Below are 24,745 nucleotides of genomic sequence, written 5' to 3' on the forward strand. Positions count from 1 at the left end.
GCGATGTCGAGGGAGCAGGAGGTCGGTCGGTGGCCGTGCCGTTCTACGGACGCGCATCCGCAGCGGTGTTCTCGCCGTTGGAGTCGTCGAGCCGCTCGGAGCTCGTCGTGCGGCGGCTGACCGACGCGATCGCCCTCGGCCTGCTCCCGGACTCCGAGCAGCTGCCCGGCGAGCTCGACCTCGCCGGCATCTTCGGCGTCTCGACCGTCACGGTGCGCGAGGCGCTCTCCGTGCTGCGCTCGGAGGGCCTGATCGAGACCCGCCGCGGCCGCGGCGGCGGCAGCTTCGTGCGCACCCCCGAGAACGGCGTCAGCCACCTCGCCCGCCGCCGCCTCGACGGCCTGGGCCTGGGCGAGCTGCGCGACCTCGGCGACGTGTACGCCGCGATCAGCGGCGCCAGCGCGGCACTCGCCGCCCGCCGGTCCAGCCCCGACGACATCGACCGCCTGGAGCGCGTGGCCGACGCCCTCGCGCACGCCGAGAAGCCCGACGCCCGGCGCCGGGCCGACGCCCAGTTCCACATCGAGGTCGCCGCGGCCGCCCAGTCCCCCCGGCTCTACCACGAGGAGGTCAGCCTCCAGGCCGAGTTCGGGACCCTCCTGTGGCTCGCCTTCGGCGACGACGACAGCCACGCCCAGATGGTCCGCAGCTGCCGCGCCGTCGTCGACGCGATCGCCGAGCGCGACCCCCACGCCGCCCGCGAGGCGGCCGAGCAGCGGGTGGCCGACTCCACCGCCCGCCTCATCGACTACCAGCTCAGCGAGGTCCCCTGATGAACGCTCCCTCCGGCCCGCTCCGCAGCGTCCGCCTCTCCCCCGCCGACACCGCCCCGGTCCGCGCCGCGGTCGCCGCAATCGCCGAGCAGGCCTTCGGGCTCGCCGAGCAGATCGCCGAGACGGTCGCCGGCGCCCTCGCCGAGAGGCGCGCCCCGCGTCGTACCGACCTCGGTGCGGTCGAGACGCTCCTCGTCCCCGCGCTCGGCGACCTGCGCCAGCCCGTCCAGGGAGCCGGCTTCGTCGCCGCCCCCGGGATCCTCCAGGACGCCGAGTGGTGGCTGGAGTGGTTCGCCCGCGACGGCGACGGCCGCCCCCAGCGCCTGGTCACCCACTCCGAGCCGCAGGCGATCGGGTTCTACGAGTACGAGCACCTGCCGTGGTTCGTCGTCCCGCGAGAGACCGGGCGCCGGCACGTCACCGGCCCGTACGTCGACTACCTGTGCACCGAGGAGTACACCCTGACCTTCACCGTTCCGGTGGTGGTCGGCGGCCTGTTCTGCGGCGTCGGCGGCGCCGACATCGCGGTCAAGAGCGCCGAGCAGGCGCTGCTGCCGTCGCTGCGCGCCAGCCAGCTGCCGATCGCGGTCGTCAACAGCTTCGGCCGGATCCTCTCCAGCAACCGCGGCCGCCACCTGTGCGGCGACCTGCTCGAGGGTGTCGCCTTCGACGAGCTCCCCGAGGACCAGCGGGTCGGCGACCTGCCGCTCGCCGTCGTCGCGCTGGACTGAGCCGACCGAGCACACGACGCGCGGTCTCGTCGGCACGAAGCTCGAAACAGCTTCGAGGCCGCACGCAACCGATCGCGCTCCCGCTGCGTCTTGAAGGGGTGAAGGACGCGGAGGTGAGCATGGTGCGGGAGCCCGACCGCACCGTCGACCTGCCCGGCGTGCCGCGGGCCGATCCGCTCGGCGAGCCGCTGGCACGGGCACTCGAGGGCGACGAGGGCGCGTTCGCCGAGGTCTGGCGCCTCCTCCACCCCCCGCTGCTGCGCTATCTCCGCGTGCGCGACCGCGACACGGCCGAGGACATCGCCGCCGAGACCTGGCTGCACGTCATCCGCGACCTCTCCCGCTTCTCCGGCGGCCCCTCGGAGTTCCGCGCCTGGCTGTTCACCCTCGGCCGGCACCGCGCGATCGACGCCGGACGCGCCCGCGCGGCCCGCCCCAGCACGCCCACCGCCGAGGTCATCGACATCGGTACGGCGCCCAGCGCCGAGGCCGCGGCCCTCGAGCGGGTGGACACCGAGGCCGCCGTCCGCCTGGTCGCCAGCCTCCCCCCACCCCAGGCCGAGATGGTCATGCTGCGCGTCGTGGCCGGCCTGTCAGTGGCCGAGGTCGCCACGATCGTGGACAAGAAGCCCGGAACGGTCGCGGTCAACGTCCACCGGGCGCTGAAGAAGCTGGCCGGGAGCCACCGCGCTCCCAGCGGGACAGGCGTGCCCGCCGCCGTCTGCCCGGACTGATCGGCCGCGCCGGCTGCCGCAGGACGCCCGACTGCCGTAAGGAAAGCCGACCTGGGCGGTCAGTCGAAGGGGGCTCCGGCCTTCGACGGATACACGGCTGAGCAAGCCCGAGCGAGAGGCCCACACGCATGACCAGGTCGAGGTGTCGTCGTGCACTGCTGTTCGCCCTTCTGGGGTCGGTCCTCGCCTGGCTGGCGCCAGGGCCGGCGGCGGGTGAGGACGGATGGACGTGGAGCTCGGCCACGCATCCCGCGGGGTCGGCGTCGATGCGGTTCGGGCCCGGCGGAGGGTCGTCGGGTGCGGGCCTCTGGCTCTATGAGGGCATGTACTACGTCCCGGGGGTGGCACACGTCGACCAGCCGTTGGGGTCGTGGAAGGAGGAGACCGCGCCGAGCGGGCAGGGCGGGCTCGGCCACGTCAGCCACAGCACGTACGGGACCGGCGGGCCCGACATCGGGCTGATCGCCACGGGGACCCGCCCGATCGCACCCAGGATCAGGGTCTCCGACGGTTGGCAGGACGCGCCGGTGAGCACGGTGGGCCATCCCGGAGACCTGCGGCTGGGGATGCAGGTGTGCCACTCGGGGTTCGCTGATGCGACCCAGGCCGCAGGGTCCTATCGCTGTGGCACCGTCAGCGCCGACTGCCTCGCCTCCAGCACCACCTGCCGGGTCACCAACCCGGCGGGCCTCGTCAGCGGAGGAGACTCCGGGGGCGCGGTGTGGTGGTACGACGGTCAGGGCGGCGTCGTCCTGCACGGCTGGGTGAAGGCCGCCAGCGGAACCCAGGTCGACGGCTCGTGGACCACGATGCACTTCGTGCCCCCGTGGGTCCTCCAGAACCACCCGTGGACGACGGCGCAGACCTGGCAGGGAACGTCCGGCGTGAGCCCCTTCCCGGCGGGACCGCATCACACGGGCTGCTTCGTGACCACCCAGGGCTGCGTGAGGTCCTGAACGCACGGACACCGACCGCGGCGTCAGTCGGCGGGCCGGCGGTAGGTCAGGTGGGTGACGTGGGGGGTGTGGCGCGCGGCGACCGGCTCCAGGCCGAGCGCGCCCACGCCGTCGAACATCCGTGAGCCCTGCGCCAGCCCGGCGACATAGGGCGCCACGTGCAGGCGCAGCTCGTCGAGCACGCCGGTGGCGAGACAGGCGTTGATGGTGGAGGCGCCGCCGGCGACGGCGACGTTGCGCTCGCCCGCCGCGGCGCGTGCCTGCGCCACCGCGGACGCCAGGCCGTCGGTCACGAAGTGGAAGGTGGTGCCACCCTCCATCGGGAGCGGGTCCCGCTCGTGGTGGGTGAGCACGAACACCGGCGCGTGGTAGGGCGGGTCCTCGCCCCACCAGCCGCGCCAGGACAGGTCCCAGTCACCGCGACCCGGCGTGAACATGTTGCGCCCCATGATGAAGGCGCCGGCGTCGACGATCGCCGCGGCCTCGGCGGCGTTGTCGTCGCGATGGTCGAACATCCAGCGGTGGAGACGGTCCTCGTCGATCGAGCCGAACGGGTGCTCGAGCGACTGGTCGGCCGCCGCCCCGAAGCCGTCGAGGGTGACGCTGATGTCCGCGGTGACGATGCCCATGGCGATGGTGACCGGAAAGGACGCGCCGACTCATCGCCGCGCGTGGGAGAATCTCGGCCGTGCTGGGGATCACCGACCTGTCGACGTACGTCGTGGGCCTCGTGCTGATCATCCTGCTGCCGGGCCCGAACTCGCTCTACGTCCTCTCGGTGGCTGCTCGGCGCGGTGCACGCGACGGGTACGCCGCGGCGGCGGGTGTGTGGACGGGGGACGCGGTCCTCATGGTCCTGTCCGCCGCCGGGGTGGCGTCGCTGCTGAAGGCCAACGACGTCGCGTTCGCGGTCGTGAAGTTCGTCGGCGCCGGCTATCTCGGCTACCTGGCCTTCACGATGCTGCGCGGCGCGCTGCTGATGTGGCGCTCGCGGCGCCAGGCGGTGCGCGCGGTCGAGGAGGGCGCTCCGCCCGCGGTTCCGAACGAGCGGCCGTACCGCAGAGCGCTGGTCATCAGCCTGCTCAACCCCAAGGCGATCTTGTTCTTCGTCGCCTTCTTCGTACAGTTCGTCGACCCGGACTACGCCCACCCGGCGCTGTCCTTCCTCGTGCTCGGCACGCTCGTCCAGATCGCCAGCGTGGCCTATCTGAGCGGCCTCATCTTCGGAGGGACCCGCCTCGCGGCGGCCTTCCGTCGCCGGCGCGGACTCTCGGCCGCGGGCACCTCCGCGGTGGGCGCCATCTTCCTCGGGTTCGCGGTCAAGCTCTCGCTGGCGCACGCCTGAGCGACACCTGAACGCACGGCTGAACGGACGCCTGAACGGACGGCTGGACGGACGCCGCCGCCTACCAGGTGACGGCGTCGCAGGCGGCCGAGCGGTGGCCCTCGACCTGGAGGGTGGCGTGCTCGATCTGGAACCGGTCGCGGAGCAGCACCTGGCCCGCGCGCAGGACGCCGGCGCCGTCCGCACCCTCGGTGAGCACGAGATGGGCCGTCGCGACGTTCATCCCGGAGGTCAGCGTCCAGGCGTGCAGGTCGTGCACGTCGCACACCCCGTCGATCCCGCCGAGGGCGCCCGCGACGTGGTCGATGTCGACGCCCGCGGGGACGTGCTGGCCGAGCACGGCGAGCACCTCGCGGCCCAGGAACAGCGCGCGGACCGCGACGAACGCGCCGATCAGGAAGGCGACGACCGTGTCCCAGATGCCGTCGCCGGTCGCCACGATCAGGAGCCCGGCGACCACCACGCCCACGCTGCCGGCGGTGTCGGCCACGACCTCCAGGTAGGCGCCCTTCACGTTGAGGGACTCCTGGGCGCCGCCACGCAGCAGGGCCATCACGACGAGGTTGACGCCGAGGCCGAGGAGACCGACGGCCAGCAGGGGACCGGTCGCGACCTCGGGATCCGCGCCCATCCGGCGCAGCGCCTCCACGACGACGTACGCCGCCACGCCCAGCATCATCAGCACCGCCAGGCCGGACGCGAAGACCTCGGCCCGGTAGGACCCATAGGTACGGCGCCCGGTGCTGTCGGGCCGGACGGCGACCTTGGTGGCGACCAGCGCGGCGCCCAGGGTGACGACGTCGGCCGCCATGTGGCCCGCGTCCGAGATCAGCGCGAGCGAGCCGCTGACGAGGCCGACGACCAGCTCCACCACGAAGAACGCCGCGATCAGCGCGAAGGACAGCGCCAGCCGCCAGCGGTGCCGCCCGCCGGCGTGCCCCGAGACCTGCCCGGAGCCCTGCCCGTGTCCGTGCCCGTGTCCGACGCCCACGTCAGTCCCTCCCGCAGGGGCCGCCGGTGACCGCGAGCAGCCGCTCGGCGGCGCGGACGAGCTCGCGCGTCAGCTCGGGCTGGGCCAGCGAGATCAGTGAGGCGCGCCCGCTGGGCCGGGACACGACCAGTCCGCAGTCGCGCAGGCAGGCGAGATGCTTCGAGACCGTCGACTGGGCGAGACCGAGGTGGGCGGTGAGGTCGACGACGCGGTGCTCCCCGAGGGTGAGGTGCTCGAGGATGGCGAGGCGGTGCGGATCGCTGAGTGCGTGGAGCAGCCCGGCCACGTCCGCCAGGGCATCGACCTCGGTCGGACCCGCGGAGAGAAGAGAGCTCCGATTCATCGCCATATGGCGATGTAATCACCGTGGAGCGACAGATGTCAACGGCCTATGCTCGGCGTCGTGATGATGCGACCGGCCGAGCTCGAGGGCGTGCGCGCGGGGACGATCGACCTCGCCTTCCGGCGCTGGGACCGGCCCCGGGTCAAGGTCGGCAGCCGGCTGCGGACCGCGGTCGGGGTCGTCGAGGTGACGGACGTACGGGAGACCGCACTGTCCGCGCTGCGCGCCGAGGACGCCCGCCGCGCCGGCGCCGCCTCGCTCGCCGCGCTCAAGGAGGCGCTCGCGGCCCGGGCGGACCGGCCGGTCTTCCGGGTCGGCCTGAGATACGCCGGCGCCGACCCGCGCGAGGCGCTACGGGCAGCGATTCCCGACTCCGCCGAGATCGTCACGATCCTCGCGGGCCTCGATCGGCTCGATGCGGCCTCGCCGGTCGGGCCGTGGACCCGCGCCACCCTGCGGATCATCGACCGCAACCCCGAGGTCCGCGCTCCCGACCTGGCCGCGGAGCTCGGCCGCGAGACGCCCGACTTCAAGAAGGACGTGCGCAAGCTCAAGGAGCGCGGGCTGACCGAGTCGCTGGCGATCGGCTACCGCCTCTCGCCGCGCGGCGAGGCGGTGCTCGACCACGAGGACGGCCCGCGCGAGCGCGCGCCCCGGCGTACCGGAACCCCTCTCCCGCGCACCATCGGCGCGCCCGCGACACGGGCGCTGCGGGAGGTCGACGTCCACACCCTCGAGGCCGTCAGCGGCTGGCGCCGCGCCGACCTCGCCGCCCTGCACGGCGTCGGACCCATCGCGCTCGACCGGCTGGAGCGGGCGATGGCGGAGATCGGCCTGGGCTATGCGCCCTGACCCCCGCGCCGTGGTCGTGCTCGTCGCGCTCCTTCCCACCCTGGCGGCCTGCGGCGACGAGCCGTCACCGGAGCGGCCGGTCGCGGTGCAGACCGCTCGCAACGGCGACGTCTTCAACACCGCCGACGTGGAGTTCGCGACAGCGATGATCCCCCATCACGCGCAGGCGGTGCAGATGGCGCTGCTCGCCCAGGACCGGCCGCTGGCGCCGGAGGTCCGTGCCCTGGTCGAGCAGGTCCAGGCGACGCAGGTGCCCGAGGTCGAGACGATGACGACCTGGCTGACCGACTGGGACCAGGAGATCCCGCCGACCACGCTCGACCACGTCCACGGAGGACACGGCCACGAGGGCGGCGAGATGCCCGACGACCTGCCGGACATGCCCGGGATGATGTCCGCGGACCGGATCGAGGAGCTGGAGTCGTCCTCCGACGCGGCCTTCCCCAGACTGTGGCTGACGATGATGATCGAGCACCACGAGGGTGCGATCGCCATGGCCGAGGAGGAGCGGGAGAACGGCCGGTTCCCCGATGCCGTCGCGCTGGCCGACGACATCGTGCAGGCGCAGACCGCCGAGATCGCCGCGATGGAGGACCTCCTCGAGGAGTGAACCGGCACGACCTGTCACAGACCCGGCGGCACCGGTGTCTCCATGTCGAAGATCCCCACGAAGGAGGAGAGACATGACCACCACCGCTCGGATCCCCGCCGCGCCGATCACCGGCCTCTACGGCGCGATGGTCAAGAAGTTCGCCGGCCGGATGTTCGGCCGGGTGCCCGAGTCGCTCGGCGTGATGTGGCACCACCTGCCCGCCCTCAAGGCCAGCATGGCCTACGGCCAGAAGCTGCAGAAGTGGGACGCCTGCGACGAGACCCTCAAGACCTACGCGCACATGGCCGTCGCCTCGCTCGTCGGCTGCTCGTGGTGCCTGGACTTCAACTACTTCATGGCCCGCGACAGGGGCCTGGACGAGGACAAGGCGCGGGAGGTGCCGCGGTGGCGCGACTCCGACGTCTTCTCGCCGCTGGAGCGTCAGGTGATGGAGTACGCCGAGGCGGCGAGCCAGACCCCACCGACGGTCACCGACGAGATGGTCGCTCCGCTGCTCGACGCGCTCGGTCCGGCCGGGCTCCTCGAGCTCACCAGCGTGATCGGGTTCGCCAACCTGACCACGCGGTCCAACACCGCGCTCGGCATCGAGTCGGAGGGCTTCGCGTCGGCCTGTGGGATGAGGCCGCTGGCGCAGCCCGGACCGTCGGCCGCCGTAGGCTCGCGCGCATGACCGAGGCGGACCCGTTCGTCACCCACCGCAGCCTGCTCTTCACCGTCGCCTACGAGATGCTCGGCTCGGCCGCCGACGCCGAGGACGTCGTCCAGGAGACCTGGCTGCGGTGGGCCGACCGCCTCGCCCAGCCGGAGGCGGCGCCGGTGCAGGACCCGCGTGCGTACCTGGTCCGGATCGTCACCCGGCAGGCACTCAACCGGCTGCGGACGCTGGCACGCCGGCGCGAGGACTATGTCGGGGAGTGGCTTCCGGAGCCGCTGCTCACCGCGCCCGACGTCGCCGAGGACGTCGAGCTGGCCGAGAGCGTGTCGATGGCGATGCTGACGGTGCTGGAGACCCTCGGACCGACGGAGCGCGCGGTGTTCGTGCTACGCGAGGTCTTCGACACGCCGTACGACGAGATCGCGGCCGCCGTCGGCAAGACGTCGGCGGCCGTGCGCCAGATCGCCACGCGGGCCCGCAACCACGTGGCGGCGCGGCGGCCGCGCGTCGACGTCGACCGCACCGAGCAGCAGGCCGTCGTCGAGCGCTTCCTCGCGGCGGTGCAGACCGGCGACCTCCAGGGCCTGCTCGACGCCCTCGCTCCCGACGTGGTGCTGCTCGCCGACGGCGGCGGGGTGGCGAACGCGATCCGCAAGCCGCTCGCGGGCGCCGAGCCGGTCGCCCGGCTGCTGGCGAACTTCGCGCTCTACGCTCCGACGGCGACCGTCGAGCCGGTCTGGCTCAACGGCGCGCCCGGTGCCCGCATCGACGCCGAGGGCGAGCTCACCGCGGTGAGCCTGGTCGTCGAGGACGGCCGGATCACCCGGATCCTCGCGATGCGGAACCCCGCCAAGCTGACCTCGATCGACGAGGAGATCGCGCTCAGCCGGGTGCCGCGGCCCTGACCGGCAGCGGTGAGCCGGGAACTAGCCGGGGATGTCCCGGGGGTCGTCCCCGTAGGTGCTGCGCTCGCCGATGGTGCCGTCCTGGTTCTTGATGATGTGCTCGCTGGCGCGCTCGCGGGCGAGCTCGCGGCCGGCCTCGACCGCCCGGTCCTTGGTCTGGAAGAGGTGGCCGGTCGGCCCCTCGCCCTCCACCTGGTTGGTCCACGTGCCGTCCACGAAGACGGTCTCGACGTCGCCCTTCGGCATCCCTGCGCTCCTCTCTGCGGCTGGCGGCCCCCGCGGGCCGTACGCACCGCGCGGTACCCGGCCGACGGGGGCTCAGCCGAGGGACCGGCGGGTCAGCCGCGCGCCGCCTCGAGGATCGGCGCGCCGGTGAGCTCACGCACCTTGTCGACCTCGATCCCGGGCGCGACCTCGACCAGGACCAGGCCGTCGTCGGTCACGTCGAGGACCGCGAGGTCGGTGACGATCCGGTCGACCACGCCGGCGCCGGTCAGCGGCAGGGTGCACCGCTCCACGATCTTGGGGGTGCCGTCCTTCGCGACGTGGTCGGTGATGACGACCACCCGGCGGGTGCCCGCGACCAGGTCCATCGCCCCGCCCATGCCCTTGACCAGCTTCCCGGGGACCGTCCAGTTGGCCAGGTCGCCGTTGCTCGCGACCTGCAGGGCGCCGAGGATCGCGATGTCGACGTGGCCGCCGCGGATCATGGCGAAGCTGGTGGCCGAGTCGAAGAAGGACGCACCGGGCGCGGTCGTGACCGTCTGCTTGCCGGCATTGACGAGGTCGGCGTCCTCCTCGCCCTCGTACGGGAACGGGCCCATGCCGAGCAGGCCGTTCTCGCTCTGCAGGAGCACGTTGACGCCGGCCGGCAGGTGGTCGGCCACCAGGGTGGGGATGCCGATGCCGAGGTTCACGTAGTCGCCGTCGTTGAGCTCGCGGGCGGCGATCGCCGCCATCTCGTCGCGGGTCCAGGACATGTCAGGCTCCGATCTCGGCGTGGGTCCGCGCGCGTACGACGCGCTGCTCGATGTCCTTGGGCCGGTCGCTCGCCTGCACGGTGACGTCGACGAAGATGCCGGGCGTGACCACCTCGTCGGGGTCGAGGTAGCCCTCCAGCAGGTGCTCGGCCTCGGCGATGCAGACCCGGCCGCTCATCGCGGCCAGCGGGTTGAAGTTGCGGGCGGTCGCGCGATAGCGCAGGTTGCCCTCCGCGTCCGCCGTGTGGGCGTGGACCAGCGCGAGGTCGGCGACGATGCCGCGCTCGAGGACGAAGGTCTCACCGTCGAACACCTCGTGCGGCTTGCCCTCGGCGACCTCGGTGCCGACACCCGTGCGCGTGTAGAAGCCGGCGATCCCGGATCCCCCGGCGCGCGCAGCCGCTCCGCGAGCGTGCCCTGGGGGCAGAACTCGACCTCGAGCACTCCCTCGAGGTACTGCTGCGCGAACAGCCTGTTCTCGCCGACGTACGACGCGACCACCTTGCTGACCTGGCTGTTCTCCAACAGCAGGCCGAGGCCCTTGCCGTCGACGCCCATGTTGTTGGAGACGATCGTCAGGTCGCGCACACCGCTGTCGCGCACCGCCTCGATCAGGTCGCGCGGAACGCCGCACAGCCCGAAGCCACCCACCGCGATCGTCATCCCGTCCCGCACCCGTTCCGCCACCGCGGCCCGGGCGTCCTGCGCCCGCTTGCTCATGGCTGGTATCCCCTCGCGCCGTCGGCGGACGGTCAAGGAAGTGGCCGCTCGGTGGATGCCGGTCCGCCGGAGCGTCCACTGAGTGGGCGTAGCATCGCCGACGTGGAGCGCGCCCCCGGAGTGGTCGAGAAGGTCGCCGCACTGCTGCGCGCGCTCTCCACGGCCGAGTCCGGCACGACGACCACCGCGCTCGCCGCGGCCACCGGCCAGCCGCGGGCGACCACTCACCGGCTGTTGGAGTCCCTCGCCGCCGAAGGCCTCGCCGACCGTGACCCGTCCACCGGGCGCTGGTTCCTGGGCCCCGAGACCTACGTGCTCGGCGTGGCCGCCGCCGCCCGCTACGACCTGACCAACGAGGCTCGCGCGAGCGTCCACCGGCTCGCGAGGGAGACCGGTGAGAGCGCCTTCTTCTCGGTCCGCCGCGGCGACGAGGTGGTCGTGCTCCTGCGCGAGGACGGCGACTTCCCGATCCGCTCCTATGTGCTCTACGAGAGCGCTCGCTTCCCGCTCGCAGTCGTGTCCGGCGGGCTCGCGATCCTGGCCCACCTGACCGAGCGCGACGTGGACGCGTACTTCGCCCGCGCCGACCTGGTCGCCGACTGGGGACCTGCGCACGCCGAGCCCCTGGTCCGCGAGCGCCTCGCGGCGACGCGGCGTACCGGCTGGTCCCTCAACCCCGGCCACGTCGTCGAGGGCTCGTGGGGCATGGCGGCCGCGGTCTTCGACGCGTCGGGCCGTCCCGAGTGGGCGCTCACCTTGACCGGCGTCGAGCAGCGCTTCCGGCCGGACCGGCAGCCGCTCCTCGGCCGCCTCCTGCTCGAGGAGGCGCACCGGCTCTCGCGGCTGGCGTGAGCCTTCCGACACCCCCCGCGCTTGTCGACCCGAGCGGCGGTGCGTAGATTCCGCATCGAGCCAGTCACACCCCCCGGGGTGAGGGAATCCGGTGAGAGTCCGGAACTGTCGCGCAGCGGTGAGGGCGACGGGCGAGGCACGAAAGCCACTGGGCCGCAGTTCGGCCTGGGAAGGCGCCTCGCTCGATTGACCCCGAGTCCGAAGACCTGCTGGCTCACCGTGTCCAACGAGCTTCGCGACTTGAGCTCCCGGCCCCGACAGGTCTTCGATGCACAACCTCGATGCGGTGGAGCGTCGGCCCGACGCGCGCCGCCTTCCCGCCGGGCTGCTCGTCGCCGTCCTCGTGCCCACGGTGCTGGCCACGGCCGTCCTCTCGACCGGGTTCGGCGCGGAGCCGTTGCCGGCGCGCATCGTCGTGGAGACGATCGCGGCCCGGTTCTCCGGCGGGCCCGTCGACCCGGCGTACGACGCGATCGTGTGGCAGATCCGACTCCCCCGCACCCTGCTCGCCCTCACCGTCGGCGCCGGGCTGGCCCTCGCCGGCACCGGCGTGCAGACCCTGGTGCGCAACCCGCTGGCGGACCCCTACCTGCTGGGCGTCTCCTCCGGGGCCAGCGTGGGCGCCACCGCGGTGATCACGACCGGCGCGCTGGCCGGGACCGGCCTGTGGGCACTGTCGCTGGGCGCCCTCGTCGGCGCCCTCCTCGCCTCCGTCCTCGTCTTCGGCATCGCCCTGCTGCAGGGCGGGCTCACGCCCCTGCGCCTGGTGCTGACCGGCACCGTCCTGTCGGCGGCGTTCTCGTCGATGGCCAGCTTCCTGGTCTTCCGCAGCGCCGAGCCGCAGGCGGCCCAGTCGGTGCTGTTCTGGCTGCTCGGCTCGGTCTCGGGAGCGACGTGGGCGCAGCTGTGGCTGCCGTGCGCCGCGGTCCTGGTGAGCTTCGTCCTGCTCCTGGCTGCCAGCGGCTGGCTGGACGCGCTCGCGGTGGGACCGGACACCGCCGCGGCGCTCGGCGTACCCGTCACCGGGCTGCGGATCGGCCTGTTCGCACTGCTCGCGGTGCTGGTCGGGGTCCTCGTCGCCGTGGCGGGCGGCATCGGCTTCGTCGGCCTGGTGGTGCCCCACCTCGCCCGGATGGTCGTCGGGCCGCGGCACCGCGTGGCGCTGCCCGTCGCCGCGCTCGCCGGAGCCGTCTTCCTGGTGTGGGTCGACGTCGCGGCGCGGGTCGCGGTCCGGCCGACCGAGATCCCGCTCAGCGTGGTCACCGGCCTGATCGGAGCGCCGGTGTTCCTCGTCCTGCTCGGCCGGCGCCGGTACCGGTTCGGGGGTGACGCGTGAGCCTCCTCGAGTCCCCGGCCCGGACCGCCGCGCCCGCCCTGAGCGCCGACGGCGTCACCTGCGCCATCGGACGCCGCGTCGTGCTGCGCGAGATCGACCTCGAGGTCCGCACGGGCGAGGTGCTCGGGCTGATCGGCGCCAACGGCACCGGCAAGTCGACGCTCCTGCGGACCCTGGCCGGCGTCCGGACACCGGCGTCGGGTGAGGTCCGGGTTGGCGACCGGCCCCTCACCCGGCTCCGGCCACCGGAGCGGGCGCGCCGGATCGGGTACGTCGCCCAGGAGGAGGCGGCGCCCTCCGACCTGCTGGTCGCCGAGCTGGTCGCCCTCGGCCGGCTGCCGCACCGGGGTGCCCGGGGCCGGCTCGGTCCGGACGACCGGGCAGCCGTCCGGCATGCGCTGCGCCTCGTCGACCTCGAGTACGCCGCGGCCCAGCCCCTCGACCGGCTCTCCGGCGGCGAGAGGCGGCGGGCGGTGCTCGCCCGTGGCCTGGCCCAGGAGGCCCCGCTGCTCCTCCTCGACGAGCCGACCAACCACCTCGACATCGGCCACCGCCTGGCCCTGATGCGGCTGGTCCGCCGGCTGGGCCGCACCGTCGTGCTCGCGTTGCACGACCTCGAGCTCGCCGCCACGTTCTGCGACCGGATCGCCGTGCTCCACCGAGGCCGGCTCGTCGCCGTCGGCGAGCCCGATGCGGTCCTCACCCCCACCGTGCTGCACGACGCGTTCGGCGTCCTGGCCACCCGGGTCACCCATCCCCTGACGGGTCGAACCCACCTCCTGTTCAGTCACGACGAAAGCGAGACCCATCCGTGAACCTGCGCTCGTACGGCGCCGTCGCCACCGCGGCCGTCGTCCTCCTGGCCGGCTGCTCGGCCGGCGCCGACGAGGCGGAGGAGCGTCCGTCGACCACGATCACCAACTGCGGCCGGCCGGTCGACTTCCCGACGCCGGCCCGGCGGATCTTCGTCAACGACTCGAACCTGGCCTCGATGATCCTGGCGATCGGCGCCGAGGACCAGGTCGCGGCGGTCTCGGGCATCGGCCGTGACGAGGAGGTGCTGACCGAGCACTACGGTGAGGCGGTCGCCGGGCTGAACCAGGTCTCCGACGACTACCCGAGCCTGGAGACCGTGGTGGCCGCTCGTCCGGACGTGATGGTCGCGGGCTGGAGCTACGGGTACGACGAGACGAAGCGCCTCACCCCCGACAGCCTCGCGGGGCGCGACATCGCCGCGTACGTCCTCACCGAGTCCTGCCGCCAGGACGGCACCAGCGCCCGCGGCATCGTCGAGCCCTGGACGGCGCTGCGGGACGACCTGACGAACCTCGGCGCGATCACCGGCCAGGAGGAGCGCGCGGCGGGCGTCGTCGCCGACCTCGACCGGCGCCTCGCCGCTCTGGCGAGTGCCCCGCAGCCGGTCGAGCCACCGGTCGTCTTCGTCTTCGACAGCGGCGAGAAGGCGGTGTTCACCTCCGGGGCGTTCGGAGCACCGCAGGCGATCATCGAGTCCGCTGGCGGGGTCAACGCCATGGCCGACACGTCGGACTCGTGGACCGAGGTGTCCTGGGAGAGGCTCGCGACCTCCCGGCCGGACGCGTTCGTGTTCGTCGACTACCCCGGCCAGAGCTTCGAGCAGAAGGTCGCGGTGCTGAAGGCCAACCCGGCCACGAGGGACCTGCCCGCGGTGCGGGAGGGGCGCTTCTTGAACCTGCCGTACGCGATGTGGACGAGCGGCCCGCTGAACATCGACGCGGCGGAGCAGGTCCGGGCGGCGCTCGAGGGCTGGGAGCTGGTCCCGGCCTCGTGAGCCCGACGAGCGGCGGCTGTGGGAGATTGCTGCCATGACCGGAGCGCACTCGCCCCACCCCACCGGAGGCGACGTCATCCCGCTCGGGGAGGCGACCCGCGCGTGGTTCCAGATCTCGCTCCAGACCTTCGGCGGGCCGGCCGGCCAGATCGCCGTCATGCAGCACAAGCTGGTCGACGAGAAGCGCTGGATCGGCCAGAGGCGCTTCCTCCACGCCCTCAACTTCTGCATGCTCCTGCCGGGACCCGAGGCGCAGCAGCTCGCGATCTACACCGGCTGGCTGCTCAACGGGATCCGCGGCGGCCTGATCGCGGGCGGGCTCTTCGTGCTCCCCGGCATGCTCGCGCTGCTCGCTCTGTCGGGCATCTACGTGGGCTTCGGGGAGACGGACTTCGTCACGGCGCTCTTCGCGGGTGTCGCGCCGGCCGTGATCGCGATCGTCGTCCAGGCGGTCCATCGCGTCGGCAGGCGCTCCCTGCACCACCCGGCGCTGGTCGCCCTCGCCGTGGCGTCGTTCGTCGCCCTGACCTTCTTCGCGGTGCCCTTCCCGGCCGTCGTCTTCGCCGCGGGACTCATCGGCTGGCTGCTCAGCCTGCGCATCCCGGCCCTGCGTGAGCAGCCCGCCCATGGTGCCGCCGACGGACCCGAGCCGCTGATCAGCGACGAGGCACTGCATCACGAGCTGCCGAGCGTGCGCCGCTCCGGGAGCGTCCTGCTGCTCGGGGTCCTGCTGTGGCTCACGCCGGTCGCGGCGTTCGCGCTCCTCGCCGGCACCACCGACACCCCGGTCTTCGTCGACCAGGGCCTGTTCTTCTCGGGGGCGGCGGTCGTCACCTTCGGTGGCGCGTACGCCGTCCTGGCCTATGTCGCGCAGCAGGCGGTCGGCGTCTACCACTGGCTGGCCCCCGGCGAGATGGTCCGCGGGCTCGCGCTCGCGGAGACCACCCCGGGCCCGCTGATCATGGTCGTCCAGTTCGTCGCCTTCGTCGGCGCCTACCGCAACCCGGGCTCCCTCGACCCGTGGATCGCCGCCGTGGTCGCCTCGCTCCTGGTGACCTGGGTGACCTTCGTGCCGTGCTTCCTGTTCGTGCTGCTGGGCGCGCCGTACGTGGAGCGGCTGCGCAGCAACCGCGGCCTGACCGCCGCGCTGACCGGCATCACGGCTGCGGTCGTCGGGGTGATCGCGAACCTCGCGGTGTTCTTCGCGCTGCACAACCTCTTCGACCGCACCCGCGACGCCGACGCGGGACCGGTCCACCTCGACGTACCGGTCCTCGGCTCGTGGGACCCGGTCGCCTTCGCGGTCACCGCCGTCGCGGTCCTCGTCATGTTCCGCCGTGGCTGGAGCCCGCTGCGGACCCTCGGTCTCTGCGCGCTGATCGGAGTCGGGATCTTCCTCGCCGGGCTGGTCGGCTGAGCCCCGCCCGCCCGTCACCCGCACGACCCGGCCGCCCGCGGTCCCGGCTCACCCGTCGTGGGCCCGGTGACGAATCCCACCAGGGCCGCCGCCACGCAGCGCAACGCGCACGCGGCGACGACCCCGAGAAGAGAGCGGACGGTCACGACCGGTTGCCCCGGAGCAGTGCTCCCGTGGTCACGGCGCCGACGGCCGCCACCACCGCGGCACCCACGAAGGCCGCGGAGTAGCCGTCGGTCAGGGCCACGGGGTCGCCGAGCCGGTCGGCCCCGGCAGCGGCGGCGACGGCGGTCATCACCGCCAGTCCGAGGGCCGAGCCGATCTGGTAGCTGGTGTTGACGATCCCCGACGCGAGGCCGCCCTCCTCCGGTGGCGCCGCGGAGATCGCGGTGCCCAGCGTGGGGATGAAGGCGAGGGACATGCCGAGCGCGGCGACGAGCGAGGCGGGCAGTACGTCGACCGCGTAGCTGCCGTCCGGGTCGATCATCGCCAGCCAGGCCATGCCGGCGGCCAGCAGGACCAGGCCGGTCACCGTCGTGGTGCGGACACCCAGCGCGCCCAGCACCTTCGGCGCGAGGACCACCATGCCGACCATGATCAGCAGCGTCATGGGCAACAGGGCGGCGCCGCTGGGGAAGGCCGTGAAGCCGAGGACCTGCTGGAGGTAGAGGTTCAGGAAGAACCACATCGGGATCCACGCGGCGCCCAGCAGCAGCTGACCGAGGTTGGCGGCCGCGAGGTCGGGCGCCCGGAAGATGCCGAGGCGGACCAGCGGGTCGCGGCCACGAGCCTGCAGGGCGACGAACGCAACGATCAGCGCCACGCCGGCACCGAGCACCCACCACGTGCGCGGAGCGTCCCAGCCGACCTCGGGCGCCTGGACCACGGCGTACACCAGAGCCGCGAGGCCGGCGGTGACGGTGACCGCGCCGACGACGTCGACGCGCCCCGCACCGGCGGGGCGACCACCGGGCATCGAGGCGGGGACCAGAGCGAGGATCAACAGGGCGATCGGGATGTTGATCGCGAACACCCACGGCCAGCTGAGGTACTCGGTGATCACACCGCCGAGGAAGACCCCGGCCGTGCCGCCGGCGGGTGCGGCAGCGCCGTACAGGGCCAGGGCCTTCGTCAGCTCGCGCGGGTTGCCGCCGAACAGCATCATCAGCAGGGTCAGCGCGGACGGTGCGATGAGCGCGGCACCCGCGCCCTGGATGGCGCGGCCGGCGAGCTCCACCTCGACGTTGCCGGCCACCGCGGCGACCAGCGAGCCGGCCGCGAGGACCACCCAGCCGGCCGAGAAGACGGCACGGGCGCCGAGGACGTCGGAGACCTTGCCGCCGAGGAGCAACAGGCCGCCGAACGCGACGACGTAGGCGTTGAACACCCAGGACAGGTTCTCCGGCGTGAAGCCGAGCTCGCGCTGCATCTCCGGCAGGGCGACGCCGATGATCGAGGTGTCCATGATGACCATGAACTGAGCGGCGGCGATGACCGCGAGCCCGAGCCAACGACGGCTCCCGCGTTCGGTCGCCGGTGAGGTGAGGACTGACATCGTGATCTCCTTCTTGACAGGTGGGTACCCTAGGGGGGTACCGTACTTACGAGATCGGGACGGTACCACGAAATACCGCAGGGGGGTATCCTGTCCATGCAGGTCGATCCCCAGCACACGAAGGACACAGGGCATGGCACACACCGGATCCGGCGACGGGCACCAGCACAGCTACATCGCCAACCGCACCAAGGACGACTACCTCAAGCGGCTGCGCCGCATCGAGGGCCAGGCGCGGGGGCTGCAGCGCATGGTCGAGGAGGAGCAGTACTGCATCGACATCCTCACCCAGGTCTCCGCGATGACGAAGGCGCTCCAGTCCGTGGCCCTGGGCCTGCTCGACGAGCACATGGCGCACTGCGTCGTGAACGCCGCGCAGGAAGGGGGCGAGGAGGCCGCAATCAAGCTCAAGGAGGCCTCCGACGCCATCGCCCGCCTGGTCCGTTCCTGACCGCCCCGATCACGTCACCCATCCAGAGAGGAAGCTCCGATGAGCACCACCGACAAGTTCAGCCAGACCTTCACCGTGACCGGGATGACCTGCGGCCACTGCGTCGCCTCCGTCACCGAGGAGGTGCAGGAGATCGCGGGCGTCGAGGACGTCGCGGTCGACCTCCCCACCGGGGCGGTCACGGTCACCAGCGCCGCCCCCCTCGACGAGTCCGCAGTGAGGGCGGCCGTCGAGGAGGCCGGCTACCAGCTCGCATGAACACCCCGGCCCGGCTGGCCGGTTTCGCCGCGGCGGCCGCGGCCGTCTTCGGGCTCGCGCTCGTCGGCGGCCGGGTCGTCGGCCCGGTCGCCGACGAGCCGGCGGAGGACGGACACGGCGCGCACGCCGACCGTACGCCGCTGACGCCCGCGACCGGGAGGACCGAGATCCCAGGAGGACTCATGGTTGCGCAGGACGGCTACACCCTGACGCTCGACGCCGACCGCGCCGCGGCCGGCGCGGACGTCCCGGTGAGCTTCACCATCACCGGGCCCGACGGCGTCCCCGTCACGTCGTACGAGGTCCAGCACGAGAAGCAGCTCCACCTGATCGCCGTACGACGGGACTTCACCGGATTCCAGCACGTCCACCCCACGCTCGACGACGGGACCTGGTCGACCGACCTGGACCTGACGCCCGGGACGTGGCGGCTGTTCGCGGACTTCAAGGCCGCCGGCGGCGAGGCCCTCACCCTCGGCGCCGACCTCGCGGTCGACGGCGCGTTCGAGGCGGCGGCTCCGCTGGAGGAGACCCGCACCGCCCTGGTCGACGGCTACCAGGTCACCCTCGAGGGCGACCTCACCGCCGGCGCGGACGCCCGGCTCACGCTGAGCGTCAGCAAGGACGGGCGGCCGGTGACCGACCTGCAGCCCTATCTGGGCGCCTACGGCCACCTGGTCGCGCTGCGCGCCGGCGACCTCGCCTACCTCCACGTCCACCCGGACGGCGAGCCGGGCGACGGCGCGACCGAGCCCGGCCCGGACGTCGTCTTCCACACCGCCGTACCCAGCAACGGCACCTACCACCTCTACCTCGACTTCCAGCACGACGGCGTCGTTCGCACCGCGGCGTTCACCGTCACCGCGGGCGGCAACGCCGCCCCGGCGGAGGAGTCCGAGGAGAAGCACGGCCAGCAGGAGGGAGAGAGCGGTGGCCACGCACACTGAGCCCACGACACCCGGCCAGCAGGTCGAGCTCGCCCTCACCGGGATGACCTGCGCCTCCTGCGCGAACCGGATCGAGCGCAAGCTCAACAAGCTCGACGGGGTCAGCGCGACGGTGAACTACGCGACGGAGAAGGCGAAGGTGACCTACGCCGAGGGCGTCTCCACCGACGACCTGGTCGCGGCCGTGGAGGCAGCCGGGTACGGCGCCTCCCTGCCGAGGCCGCCGGCCGAGAGTGTCACCGGGGAGGCGCAGCCCGCGGACGACCCGATCCGCCCCCTCCGGCAGCGGCTCCTGGTCTCCACCGTGCTCTCGGTTCCGGTGATCGCGATGGCCATGGTGCCGGCGCTGCAGTTCGACAACTGGCAGTGGCTCTCGCTGACCCTCGCCGCCCCGGTCGTGGTGTGGGGCGCGTGGCCCTTCCACAAGGCGGCCTGGACCAACCTGCGCCACGGCACGTCCACGATGGACACGCTCATCTCGCTCGGCACGCTCGCCGCACTGGGGTGGTCGCTGTACGCGCTGTTCTGGGGGACGGCCGGGGTGACCGGCATGACCCATCCCTTCGAGCTCACCATCGAGCGCAGCGACGGCAGCGGCAACATCTACCTCGAGGCCGCCGCCGGCGTCACGACGTTCATCCTGGCCGGTCGCTACTTCGAGCAGCGCTCCAAGCGCCGGGCCGGAGCAGCGCTGCGGGCGCTCCTCGAGCTCGGCGCCAAGGAGGTCGCGGTCCTCGGACCCGACGGCGTCACCGAGACGAGGATCCCCGTGGGCGAGCTGCAGGTCGGCGACCTGTTCGTCGTCCGCCCCGGTGAGAAGATCGCCACCGACGGCGTGGTCGAGCGCGGCAGCTCCGCGGTCGACGCATCGATGCTGACCGGCGAGTCCGTGCCGGTCGAGGTCGGCGAGGGTGACGCGGTCGTGGGCGCCACGGTCAACGCGGGCGGCCGCCTGGTGGTCCGCGCGACCCGCGTGGGCGCCGACACCCAGCTGGCGCAGATGGCCCGGCTGGTCGAGGACGCCCAGAACGGCAAGGCCCAGGTGCAGCGCCTGGCGGACCGGATCTCCGGCATCTTCGTGCCCATCGTGATCCTGCTCGCCGCGGGCACCCTCGGCTTCTGGCTCGGCACCGGGAACGGCCTCGCGGCGGCGTTCACGGCCGCGGTCGCCGTCCTCATCATCGCCTGCCCGTGCGCCCTCGGCCTGGCCACCCCGACGGCCCTCATGGTCGGCACCGGCCGCGGCGCCCAGCTCGGCATCCTGATCAAGGGGCCCGAGGTGCTGGAGTCGACGAAGGCCGTCGACACCGTCGTCCTCGACAAGACCGGCACCGTCACCACCGGGCGGATGACGCTGCGCGACGTCATCGCGGCCGACGGCGAGGACGCCGGCGAGGTCCTCCGCTATGCCGGGGCGCTCGAGGACTCCTCCGAGCACCCGATCGCCCGCGCCATCGCGGACGCGGCGCGCGACCAGCACGGCACCCTGCCGACGGTCGAGGACTTCGCGAACGTCGAGGGCCTGGGCGTCCAGGGCGTGCTGCTGGACGGGGACGCGAGCCACGCCGTCCTCGTCGGCCGGCCGCGCCTGCTGGAGGAGTGGTCGCAACGCCTCTCGCCCGCGCTGGCGTCGGCGCTCGAGGAGGCCCAGCGCACCGGCGGTACGGCGGTCGCGGTCGGCTGGGACGGCCAGGCCCGTGGCGTGGTCGTCGTGGCGGACGCGGTGAAGCCGACCTCGGCCACCGCCATCGGCCGGCTCCGCGAGCTCGGCCTGCGTCCGGTGCTCTTGACCGGCGACAACGCGGTGGTGGCACGGACCGTCGCCGCGGAGGTCGGCATCGCCGAGGAGGACGTCATCGCCGACGTCCTGCCGGCCGACAAGGTCGACGTCGTCAAGCGGCTGCAGGGCGAGGGCAAGGTCGTGGCGATGGTCGGCGACGGTGTCAACGACGCCGCGGCGCTCGCCCAGGCCGACCTGGGCCTGGCGATGGGCACCGGCACCGACGTGGCGATCGAGGCCAGCGACCTCACCCTGGTGCGGGGCGACCTCCAGGTCGCGGTGGACGCCATCCGCCTCTCCCGCCGCACCCTCGCCACCATCAAGGGCAACCTGTTCTGGGCGTTCGCCTACAACGTCGCCGCCCTGCCGCTGGCCGCCGCCGGCCTGCTCAACCCGATGCTGGCCGGGGCGGCCATGGCGTTGTCGTCGGTGTTCGTCGTCTCGAACAGCCTGCGCCTGCGAGGCTTCGCCCCGAGCGCCCCGGCGGCGTCCGCCGGCTAGCCGAGATCTCCTCGGGCTCCGCTGTCCCCATCGGGCACCCTCCTGCGTCCTAGGGTCGACCCATCACCGCGAGCCCGAGGAGAGCTCATGAAGTACGCACTGCTGATCAACGACCTGCCGACCCCCTTCGAGGGGATGGACGAGGAGCAGGTGGCGGCCCTGATGCGGGAGTACCAGGAGCTGGCCGAGGCGCCCGGCATGTACGGCGGCGCACAGCTGATGCCCGTCTCCACCGCGACGACCGTGCGCGTCGCCGACGGCGACGTCGTGCTCACCGACGGCCCCTTCAGCGAGGCCAAGGAGTATCTCGGCGGCTTCTACCTGCTGGAGGCCGACGACCTGGACGCGGCGATCGACGTCGCCCGGCGCATCCCCGCGGCCCGGCTCGGCGGCTCCGTGGAGATCCGCCCGGTCGTCGACCGCGGCTGACCCGGCGCCTCTCGTGGACGACGCGGTCGCCACGGCCTTCCGTGAGGAGTGGGGCCGCGTGCTCGCCGTCGTGGCCCGCCTCCTCGGCGACATCCATCTCGCCGAGGAGGCGGCGCAGGAGGCGTTCGCGGTCGCCGCGGAGCGGTGGCCGCGCGACGGGGTCCCGTCGAGTCCCGCCGCCTGGCTGATCACCACGGCCCGGCGCAAGGCGGTCGACCGGATCCGGTCACGGCGCGACGTCCCGGTCGGCGACCCGCGGGAGGCCGACCTGCCGGAGACCCTCGCCGGAGCGGACGCGGTCCTGCCGGACCACCTGCCCGACGAGCGGCTCGCCCTGATCTTCACCTGCTGCCATCCCGCGCTGGCGACCGAGGCGCAGGTCGCGCTGACCCTGCGCTGCGTGCTCGGGCTGAGCACCCGGCAGATCGCGGCCGCGTTCCTCGTCCCGGAGCAGACGATGAAGCGCCGGCTGACCCGGGCGAAGACGAAGATCCGCGACGCCGCGATCCCGTTCGCCGTCCCGCCTGCGCCGGCGCTCCCCGACCGCCTGGACCAGGTGCTCTCCGTGGTCTACCTGGTCTTCAACGCCGGCTACCGCGGCCCGGCCGAGCTCGGCGCCGAGGCGGTGCGGCTCGGCCGCCTGCTGCTGGCGGCGATGCCCGACGAGACCGAGGTCGCGGGCCTGTTGGCGCTGATGCTGCTCCAGGAGTCGCGGCGCCCCGCCCGCGAGCGCGAGGGCGAGCTGGTGCCGCTGCCCGAGCAGGACCGCGGCGCGTGGCAGTGGCCGCTCGTGGCCGAGGCCGTGGACCTGCTCACACGGCGTCACGGCGCGGACGGCGGTCGCTTCCTGCTCCAGGCGCGGATCGCCGCGGCGTACACCCATCCCACGGTTCCGTGGCCCCATCTGCTCGAGCTGTACGACCGCCTGCTGCGCGTCCTGGACACCGATGTCGTCCGGCTCAACCGGGCGGTCGTGCTGGCCGAGACGGCCGGAGCGGAGCCGGCCCTGGCCGAGATCGACCGGCTGGACCTGCGCGCCTACCCCTGGCTCCACACGACGCGAGCCGAGCTCCTCGCCCGGCTCGACCGCCGCGAGGAGGCCGCCGACGCGTACCGGGCCGCCCTCGGCTGCGCGCTGCCGGACCCCGATGCCGCGCTGGTGCGCCGGCGGCTGCGGTCCCTCACCGAGGGCTGATCCGCGCCCGCGCGGACCACCGCCCCAAGCGGTCAGGAATCGAGAAGCACCGGCCCCCGCGCCGGTCCTAGCGTCGGGGACATGAACTCCATCGACACCCTCCTCCTCGAGGTGGCCGACCCGGCCGCCGCTCGCGACTTCTACGCCCGGGCCTTCGGCCCGGACCTCCCCCTGGACTTCCGCGCCTCCGAGGCCCCCACCGAGGGCTTCCGCGGCTTCCACGTCTCCCTCACCCTGGCTCAGCCCGCCGATGTCGACGGCCTCGTGGAGAGCGCCCTCGCCGCAGGCGCGACCGAGATCAAGCCCGTCGCCAAGTCCTTCTGGGGCTACGGCGGGGTGCTGCGCGCGCCCGACGGCGCGATCTGGAAGGTCGTCAGCTCCTCGAAGCGGAACACCGGGCCCGCGAGCCGCGAGATCGAGAGCATCGTGCTGCTCATCGGCGCGAGCGACGTGCTCGCCACCAAGCGCTTCTACGTGGAGCACGGATTCGGCGTGGCGCGCAGCTTCGGTCGCAAGTACGTCGAGTTCGAGCCCGGCACGGGCCGGGTGACCCTGGGCCTGCTCAGCCGCAAGGCGCTGGCGAAGGACGCGGGCGTCCCGATCGAGGGCAGCGGCTCACACCGGCTGGTCCTCCTCGGCGGAGAGACGCCGGCGACCGACCCGGACGGCTTCGCGTGGGAGCCGGTCCGGGTCGCCCGCTGACGGTCTCGGAGGTCGGCTACTGCCACACGCGCACGTAGTCGACCTCCGTCGTGGCCGGGACCAGCCCCGCACTGCCGTCCCAGGCGTTGCCCCCGCGACCGAGCGCCTGCGTCAACGCCACGATGTAGCGCTTCTGGAAGGCTGCGTCGCCCGAGGTGTTGACCAGGCAGGACACGCCGTTGACGAAGATCTCGATCCGGCTCGCCGACCACTCCAGCGTGTAGGTGTTCCAGACACCCCGGTTCGCGATGCAGTTCCACGCCGTGTTCAGGCCGGGCTGAGGACCACCGGCGTCCGCCGAGTAGTGCAGGAACGGGATCGCCAGAGTCGGGTGCTGCGAGTAGGTCTCGACGATGTCGATCTCGCCGGACAGCGGCCAGGTCGAGGTGTCGTGGTAGCGCACGTCGGGCCAGAGCCAGAAGGCCTCCTGCAGACCCGGCTGGGTCGCGGCGGGGACCTTCATCCGCGCCTCGAACCGGCCGTACTGCTGCGAGAACTTGTAGAAGGTCGACACCTGCCCGGCGGCGTACGTCGACGACAGGCCGGCCGGACAGGCGACCGGCGCGCCCATGTCCTTGACCGACAGGCGCAGGCTGCCGCCGGACACGGACACGACGGCCGGGTCGTCGATGTAGCAGGCGTAGCGGGTCGAGGAGCCGTTGACGAAGTTGGTCTGCGGCACCCACGCCGTCCGGTCGAGGCTGGTGCCGGAGAACTCGTCGTGGAAGGTGCACGACCAGGTCCCCCCGCCGGGCTTGGGGATCAGCGTCCCGCACGCGTCGGCTGTGGCGGTGGAGACGGCCGCGCCGGCGGAGCCGGAGGCGGGCACGAGGAGCCCGAGGGCGATGGTGGCCGCGGCCGCGAGCACGGCGACACCCCGAGAGTGGATCTTCATCACGATGACCTTTCGGTGA

General features: G+C 73.1%; 28 protein-coding genes, 1 pseudogene and 1 riboswitch. Of the genes and pseudogenes, 21 read left to right on the forward strand and 8 right to left on the reverse strand.

The genetic code is table 11. From position 1 onward, the window contains the following. Positions 1–29: 29 nt before the first annotated feature. The 4 genes from ACJ5H2_RS21040 to ACJ5H2_RS21055 all read left to right on the forward strand — a co-directional run bounded on the left by ACJ5H2_RS21040 (position 30) and on the right by ACJ5H2_RS21055 (position 3,194). Entirely contained in the window at positions 30–773 is a 744-nt protein-coding gene (locus ACJ5H2_RS21040; RefSeq protein ID WP_408897391.1) for a FadR/GntR family transcriptional regulator, read from the forward strand. Then, on the forward strand, positions 773–1,504 hold the full coding sequence (locus tag ACJ5H2_RS21045; protein WP_408897392.1) for a cache domain-containing protein: 732 nt from the start codon (positions 773–775) through the stop codon (positions 1,502–1,504). The genes ACJ5H2_RS21040 and ACJ5H2_RS21045 overlap by 1 nt, the downstream gene beginning before the upstream one ends. Before the next feature lie 119 nt (positions 1,505–1,623). Then, entirely contained in the window at positions 1,624–2,238 is a 615-nt protein-coding gene (locus ACJ5H2_RS21050) for an RNA polymerase sigma factor (RefSeq protein WP_408899661.1), read from the forward strand. 323 nt (positions 2,239–2,561) lie between these two features. After that, positions 2,562–3,194: a hypothetical protein gene (locus ACJ5H2_RS21055; RefSeq protein ID WP_408897393.1), complete on the forward strand. Its 633-nt coding sequence runs from the start codon at positions 2,562–2,564 to the stop codon at positions 3,192–3,194. Between the two features lie 23 nt (positions 3,195–3,217). Here the strand turns inward: ACJ5H2_RS21055 and ACJ5H2_RS21060 are convergent, their stop codons facing one another. After that, entirely contained in the window at positions 3,218–3,823 is a 606-nt protein-coding gene (locus ACJ5H2_RS21060; protein ID WP_408897394.1) for a dihydrofolate reductase family protein, read from the reverse strand. 59 nt (positions 3,824–3,882) lie between these two features. On the opposite strand from ACJ5H2_RS21060, the gene leuE reads away from it, so the two are divergent. Then, positions 3,883–4,539 (forward strand): leucine efflux protein LeuE, encoded by a 657-nt coding sequence (gene leuE / locus ACJ5H2_RS21065; RefSeq protein WP_408897395.1) that lies wholly within the window; start codon positions 3,883–3,885, stop codon positions 4,537–4,539. Between the two features lie 61 nt (positions 4,540–4,600). Here leuE and ACJ5H2_RS21070 read toward each other — a convergent pair whose 3' ends face one another. Then, complete coding sequence (locus ACJ5H2_RS21070; protein ID WP_408897396.1) at positions 4,601–5,530, reverse strand: cation diffusion facilitator family transporter; 930 nt, start codon at positions 5,528–5,530, stop codon at positions 4,601–4,603. A gap of 1 nt (position 5,531) precedes the next feature. Then, a complete protein-coding gene (locus ACJ5H2_RS21075; protein ID WP_408897397.1) occupies positions 5,532–5,873 on the reverse strand; it encodes an ArsR/SmtB family transcription factor in 342 nt (113 codons plus the stop codon). A gap of 60 nt (positions 5,874–5,933) precedes the next feature. Between ACJ5H2_RS21075 and ACJ5H2_RS21080 the strand changes: the two genes are divergently transcribed. The 4 genes from ACJ5H2_RS21080 (at position 5,934) to ACJ5H2_RS21095 (ending at position 8,898) form a co-directional block, all read left to right on the forward strand. Beyond that, on the forward strand, positions 5,934–6,725 hold the full coding sequence (locus tag ACJ5H2_RS21080) for a hypothetical protein (protein WP_408897398.1): 792 nt from the start codon (positions 5,934–5,936) through the stop codon (positions 6,723–6,725). Further along, complete coding sequence (locus ACJ5H2_RS21085; protein WP_408897399.1) at positions 6,715–7,335, forward strand: DUF305 domain-containing protein; 621 nt, start codon at positions 6,715–6,717, stop codon at positions 7,333–7,335. The genes ACJ5H2_RS21080 and ACJ5H2_RS21085 overlap by 11 nt, the downstream gene beginning before the upstream one ends. Positions 7,336–7,408: 73 nt before the next feature. Further along, positions 7,409–8,008 (forward strand): carboxymuconolactone decarboxylase family protein, encoded by a 600-nt coding sequence (locus tag ACJ5H2_RS21090; protein ID WP_408897400.1) that lies wholly within the window; start codon positions 7,409–7,411, stop codon positions 8,006–8,008. Continuing rightward, complete coding sequence (locus ACJ5H2_RS21095) at positions 8,005–8,898, forward strand: RNA polymerase sigma-70 factor (protein ID WP_408897401.1); 894 nt, start codon at positions 8,005–8,007, stop codon at positions 8,896–8,898. The genes ACJ5H2_RS21090 and ACJ5H2_RS21095 overlap by 4 nt, the downstream gene beginning before the upstream one ends. Positions 8,899–8,919: 21 nt before the next feature. Here ACJ5H2_RS21095 and ACJ5H2_RS21100 read toward each other — a convergent pair whose 3' ends face one another. The 3 genes and pseudogenes from ACJ5H2_RS21100 to ACJ5H2_RS21110 all read right to left on the reverse strand — a co-directional run bounded on the left by ACJ5H2_RS21100 (position 8,920) and on the right by ACJ5H2_RS21110 (position 10,598). Then, positions 8,920–9,144 (reverse strand): DUF2188 domain-containing protein, encoded by a 225-nt coding sequence (locus ACJ5H2_RS21100; protein WP_408897402.1) that lies wholly within the window; start codon positions 9,142–9,144, stop codon positions 8,920–8,922. A 92-nt stretch (positions 9,145–9,236) separates the two neighbouring features. Next, complete coding sequence (locus ACJ5H2_RS21105) at positions 9,237–9,878, reverse strand: CoA transferase subunit B (protein ID WP_408897403.1); 642 nt, start codon at positions 9,876–9,878, stop codon at positions 9,237–9,239. Position 9,879: 1 nt separating this feature from the next. Next, positions 9,880–10,598: pseudogene (locus tag ACJ5H2_RS21110) on the reverse strand (CoA transferase subunit A). Positions 10,599–10,700: 102 nt separating this feature from the next. Here ACJ5H2_RS21110 and ACJ5H2_RS21115 point away from each other — a divergent pair. The 5 genes from ACJ5H2_RS21115 to chrA all read left to right on the forward strand — a co-directional run bounded on the left by ACJ5H2_RS21115 (position 10,701) and on the right by chrA (position 16,013). Continuing rightward, entirely contained in the window at positions 10,701–11,450 is a 750-nt protein-coding gene (locus ACJ5H2_RS21115; RefSeq protein ID WP_408897404.1) for an IclR family transcriptional regulator, read from the forward strand. 44 nt (positions 11,451–11,494) lie between these two features. Then, positions 11,495–11,679: riboswitch (cobalamin riboswitch) on the forward strand. A 39-nt stretch (positions 11,680–11,718) separates the two neighbouring features. After that, complete coding sequence (locus tag ACJ5H2_RS21120; protein WP_408897405.1) at positions 11,719–12,786, forward strand: FecCD family ABC transporter permease; 1,068 nt, start codon at positions 11,719–11,721, stop codon at positions 12,784–12,786. Further along, the gene (locus tag ACJ5H2_RS21125; RefSeq protein WP_408897406.1) at positions 12,783–13,601 is read left to right on the forward strand and encodes an ABC transporter ATP-binding protein; all 819 of its coding nucleotides are present in this window, start codon (positions 12,783–12,785) and stop codon (positions 13,599–13,601) included. Before ACJ5H2_RS21120 ends, ACJ5H2_RS21125 begins: the two co-directional genes overlap by 4 nt. Next, positions 13,598–14,596, forward strand: coding sequence for an ABC transporter substrate-binding protein (locus tag ACJ5H2_RS21130; RefSeq protein WP_408897407.1), 999 nt, complete (start codon positions 13,598–13,600; stop codon positions 14,594–14,596). Before ACJ5H2_RS21125 ends, ACJ5H2_RS21130 begins: the two co-directional genes overlap by 4 nt. Before the next feature lie 34 nt (positions 14,597–14,630). Further along, positions 14,631–16,013: a chromate efflux transporter gene (gene chrA / locus ACJ5H2_RS21135; protein ID WP_408897408.1), complete on the forward strand. Its 1,383-nt coding sequence runs from the start codon at positions 14,631–14,633 to the stop codon at positions 16,011–16,013. A 142-nt stretch (positions 16,014–16,155) separates the two neighbouring features. Here the strand turns inward: chrA and ACJ5H2_RS21140 are convergent, their stop codons facing one another. Further along, positions 16,156–17,568, reverse strand: coding sequence for an MFS transporter (locus tag ACJ5H2_RS21140; protein ID WP_408897409.1), 1,413 nt, complete (start codon positions 17,566–17,568; stop codon positions 16,156–16,158). Positions 17,569–17,701: 133 nt separating this feature from the next. Here ACJ5H2_RS21140 and ACJ5H2_RS21145 point away from each other — a divergent pair, with 133 nt between their 5' ends. From ACJ5H2_RS21145 to ACJ5H2_RS21175, 7 genes are all read left to right on the forward strand, one after another. Then, entirely contained in the window at positions 17,702–18,019 is a 318-nt protein-coding gene (locus ACJ5H2_RS21145; RefSeq protein WP_408897410.1) for a metal-sensitive transcriptional regulator, read from the forward strand. A 39-nt stretch (positions 18,020–18,058) separates the two neighbouring features. Next, complete coding sequence (locus tag ACJ5H2_RS21150) at positions 18,059–18,277, forward strand: heavy-metal-associated domain-containing protein (protein WP_408897411.1); 219 nt, start codon at positions 18,059–18,061, stop codon at positions 18,275–18,277. Then, entirely contained in the window at positions 18,274–19,224 is a 951-nt protein-coding gene (locus ACJ5H2_RS21155; RefSeq protein WP_408897412.1) for a hypothetical protein, read from the forward strand. The genes ACJ5H2_RS21150 and ACJ5H2_RS21155 overlap by 4 nt, the downstream gene beginning before the upstream one ends. A gap of 43 nt (positions 19,225–19,267) precedes the next feature. Beyond that, positions 19,268–21,505: a heavy metal translocating P-type ATPase gene (locus ACJ5H2_RS21160; protein ID WP_408899662.1), complete on the forward strand. Its 2,238-nt coding sequence runs from the start codon at positions 19,268–19,270 to the stop codon at positions 21,503–21,505. An 87-nt stretch (positions 21,506–21,592) separates the two neighbouring features. Then, positions 21,593–21,934: a YciI family protein gene (locus ACJ5H2_RS21165; protein ID WP_408897413.1), complete on the forward strand. Its 342-nt coding sequence runs from the start codon at positions 21,593–21,595 to the stop codon at positions 21,932–21,934. Positions 21,935–21,947: 13 nt separating this feature from the next. Beyond that, entirely contained in the window at positions 21,948–23,129 is a 1,182-nt protein-coding gene (locus ACJ5H2_RS21170; RefSeq protein WP_408897414.1) for an RNA polymerase sigma factor, read from the forward strand. 81 nt (positions 23,130–23,210) lie between these two features. Next, complete coding sequence (locus ACJ5H2_RS21175) at positions 23,211–23,831, forward strand: glyoxalase (protein ID WP_408897415.1); 621 nt, start codon at positions 23,211–23,213, stop codon at positions 23,829–23,831. Positions 23,832–23,847: 16 nt separating this feature from the next. On the opposite strand, the gene ACJ5H2_RS21180 is transcribed toward ACJ5H2_RS21175, so the two are convergent. Next, on the reverse strand, positions 23,848–24,726 hold the full coding sequence (locus ACJ5H2_RS21180) for a family 16 glycosylhydrolase (RefSeq protein ID WP_408897416.1): 879 nt from the start codon (positions 24,724–24,726) through the stop codon (positions 23,848–23,850). Positions 24,727–24,745 lie beyond the last annotated feature (19 nt).

This window comes from Nocardioides pymetrozini (assembly GCF_046058985.1).
In the GTDB taxonomy this organism is placed as follows: domain Bacteria; phylum Actinomycetota; class Actinomycetes; order Propionibacteriales; family Nocardioidaceae; genus Nocardioides.

Coding starts and splice junctions, on each gene's coding strand:
- ACJ5H2_RS21120 (WP_408897405.1), top strand. CDS start 11,719: ATGCACAACCTCGATGCGGTGGAGCGTCGGCCCGACGCGCGCCGCCTT.
- ACJ5H2_RS21075 (WP_408897397.1), bottom strand. CDS start 5,873: ATGAATCGGAGCTCTCTTCTCTCCGCGGGTCCGACCGAGGTCGATGCC.
- ACJ5H2_RS21060 (WP_408897394.1), bottom strand. CDS start 3,823: ATGGGCATCGTCACCGCGGACATCAGCGTCACCCTCGACGGCTTCGGG.
- chrA (WP_408897408.1), top strand. CDS start 14,631: ATGACCGGAGCGCACTCGCCCCACCCCACCGGAGGCGACGTCATCCCG.
- ACJ5H2_RS21145 (WP_408897410.1), top strand. CDS start 17,702: ATGGCACACACCGGATCCGGCGACGGGCACCAGCACAGCTACATCGCC.
- ACJ5H2_RS21165 (WP_408897413.1), top strand. CDS start 21,593: ATGAAGTACGCACTGCTGATCAACGACCTGCCGACCCCCTTCGAGGGG.
- ACJ5H2_RS21050 (WP_408899661.1), top strand. CDS start 1,624: ATGGTGCGGGAGCCCGACCGCACCGTCGACCTGCCCGGCGTGCCGCGG.
- ACJ5H2_RS21045 (WP_408897392.1), top strand. CDS start 773: ATGAACGCTCCCTCCGGCCCGCTCCGCAGCGTCCGCCTCTCCCCCGCC.
- ACJ5H2_RS21150 (WP_408897411.1), top strand. CDS start 18,059: ATGAGCACCACCGACAAGTTCAGCCAGACCTTCACCGTGACCGGGATG.
- ACJ5H2_RS21155 (WP_408897412.1), top strand. CDS start 18,274: ATGAACACCCCGGCCCGGCTGGCCGGTTTCGCCGCGGCGGCCGCGGCC.
- ACJ5H2_RS21105 (WP_408897403.1), bottom strand. CDS start 9,878: ATGTCCTGGACCCGCGACGAGATGGCGGCGATCGCCGCCCGCGAGCTC.
- ACJ5H2_RS21095 (WP_408897401.1), top strand. CDS start 8,005: ATGACCGAGGCGGACCCGTTCGTCACCCACCGCAGCCTGCTCTTCACC.
- ACJ5H2_RS21055 (WP_408897393.1), top strand. CDS start 2,562: ATGTACTACGTCCCGGGGGTGGCACACGTCGACCAGCCGTTGGGGTCG.
- ACJ5H2_RS21175 (WP_408897415.1), top strand. CDS start 23,211: ATGAACTCCATCGACACCCTCCTCCTCGAGGTGGCCGACCCGGCCGCC.
- ACJ5H2_RS21085 (WP_408897399.1), top strand. CDS start 6,715: ATGCGCCCTGACCCCCGCGCCGTGGTCGTGCTCGTCGCGCTCCTTCCC.
- ACJ5H2_RS21180 (WP_408897416.1), bottom strand. CDS start 24,726: ATGAAGATCCACTCTCGGGGTGTCGCCGTGCTCGCGGCCGCGGCCACC.
- ACJ5H2_RS21160 (WP_408899662.1), top strand. CDS start 19,268: ATGACCTGCGCCTCCTGCGCGAACCGGATCGAGCGCAAGCTCAACAAG.
- ACJ5H2_RS21140 (WP_408897409.1), bottom strand. CDS start 17,568: ATGTCAGTCCTCACCTCACCGGCGACCGAACGCGGGAGCCGTCGTTGG.
- ACJ5H2_RS21100 (WP_408897402.1), bottom strand. CDS start 9,144: ATGCCGAAGGGCGACGTCGAGACCGTCTTCGTGGACGGCACGTGGACC.
- ACJ5H2_RS21090 (WP_408897400.1), top strand. CDS start 7,409: ATGACCACCACCGCTCGGATCCCCGCCGCGCCGATCACCGGCCTCTAC.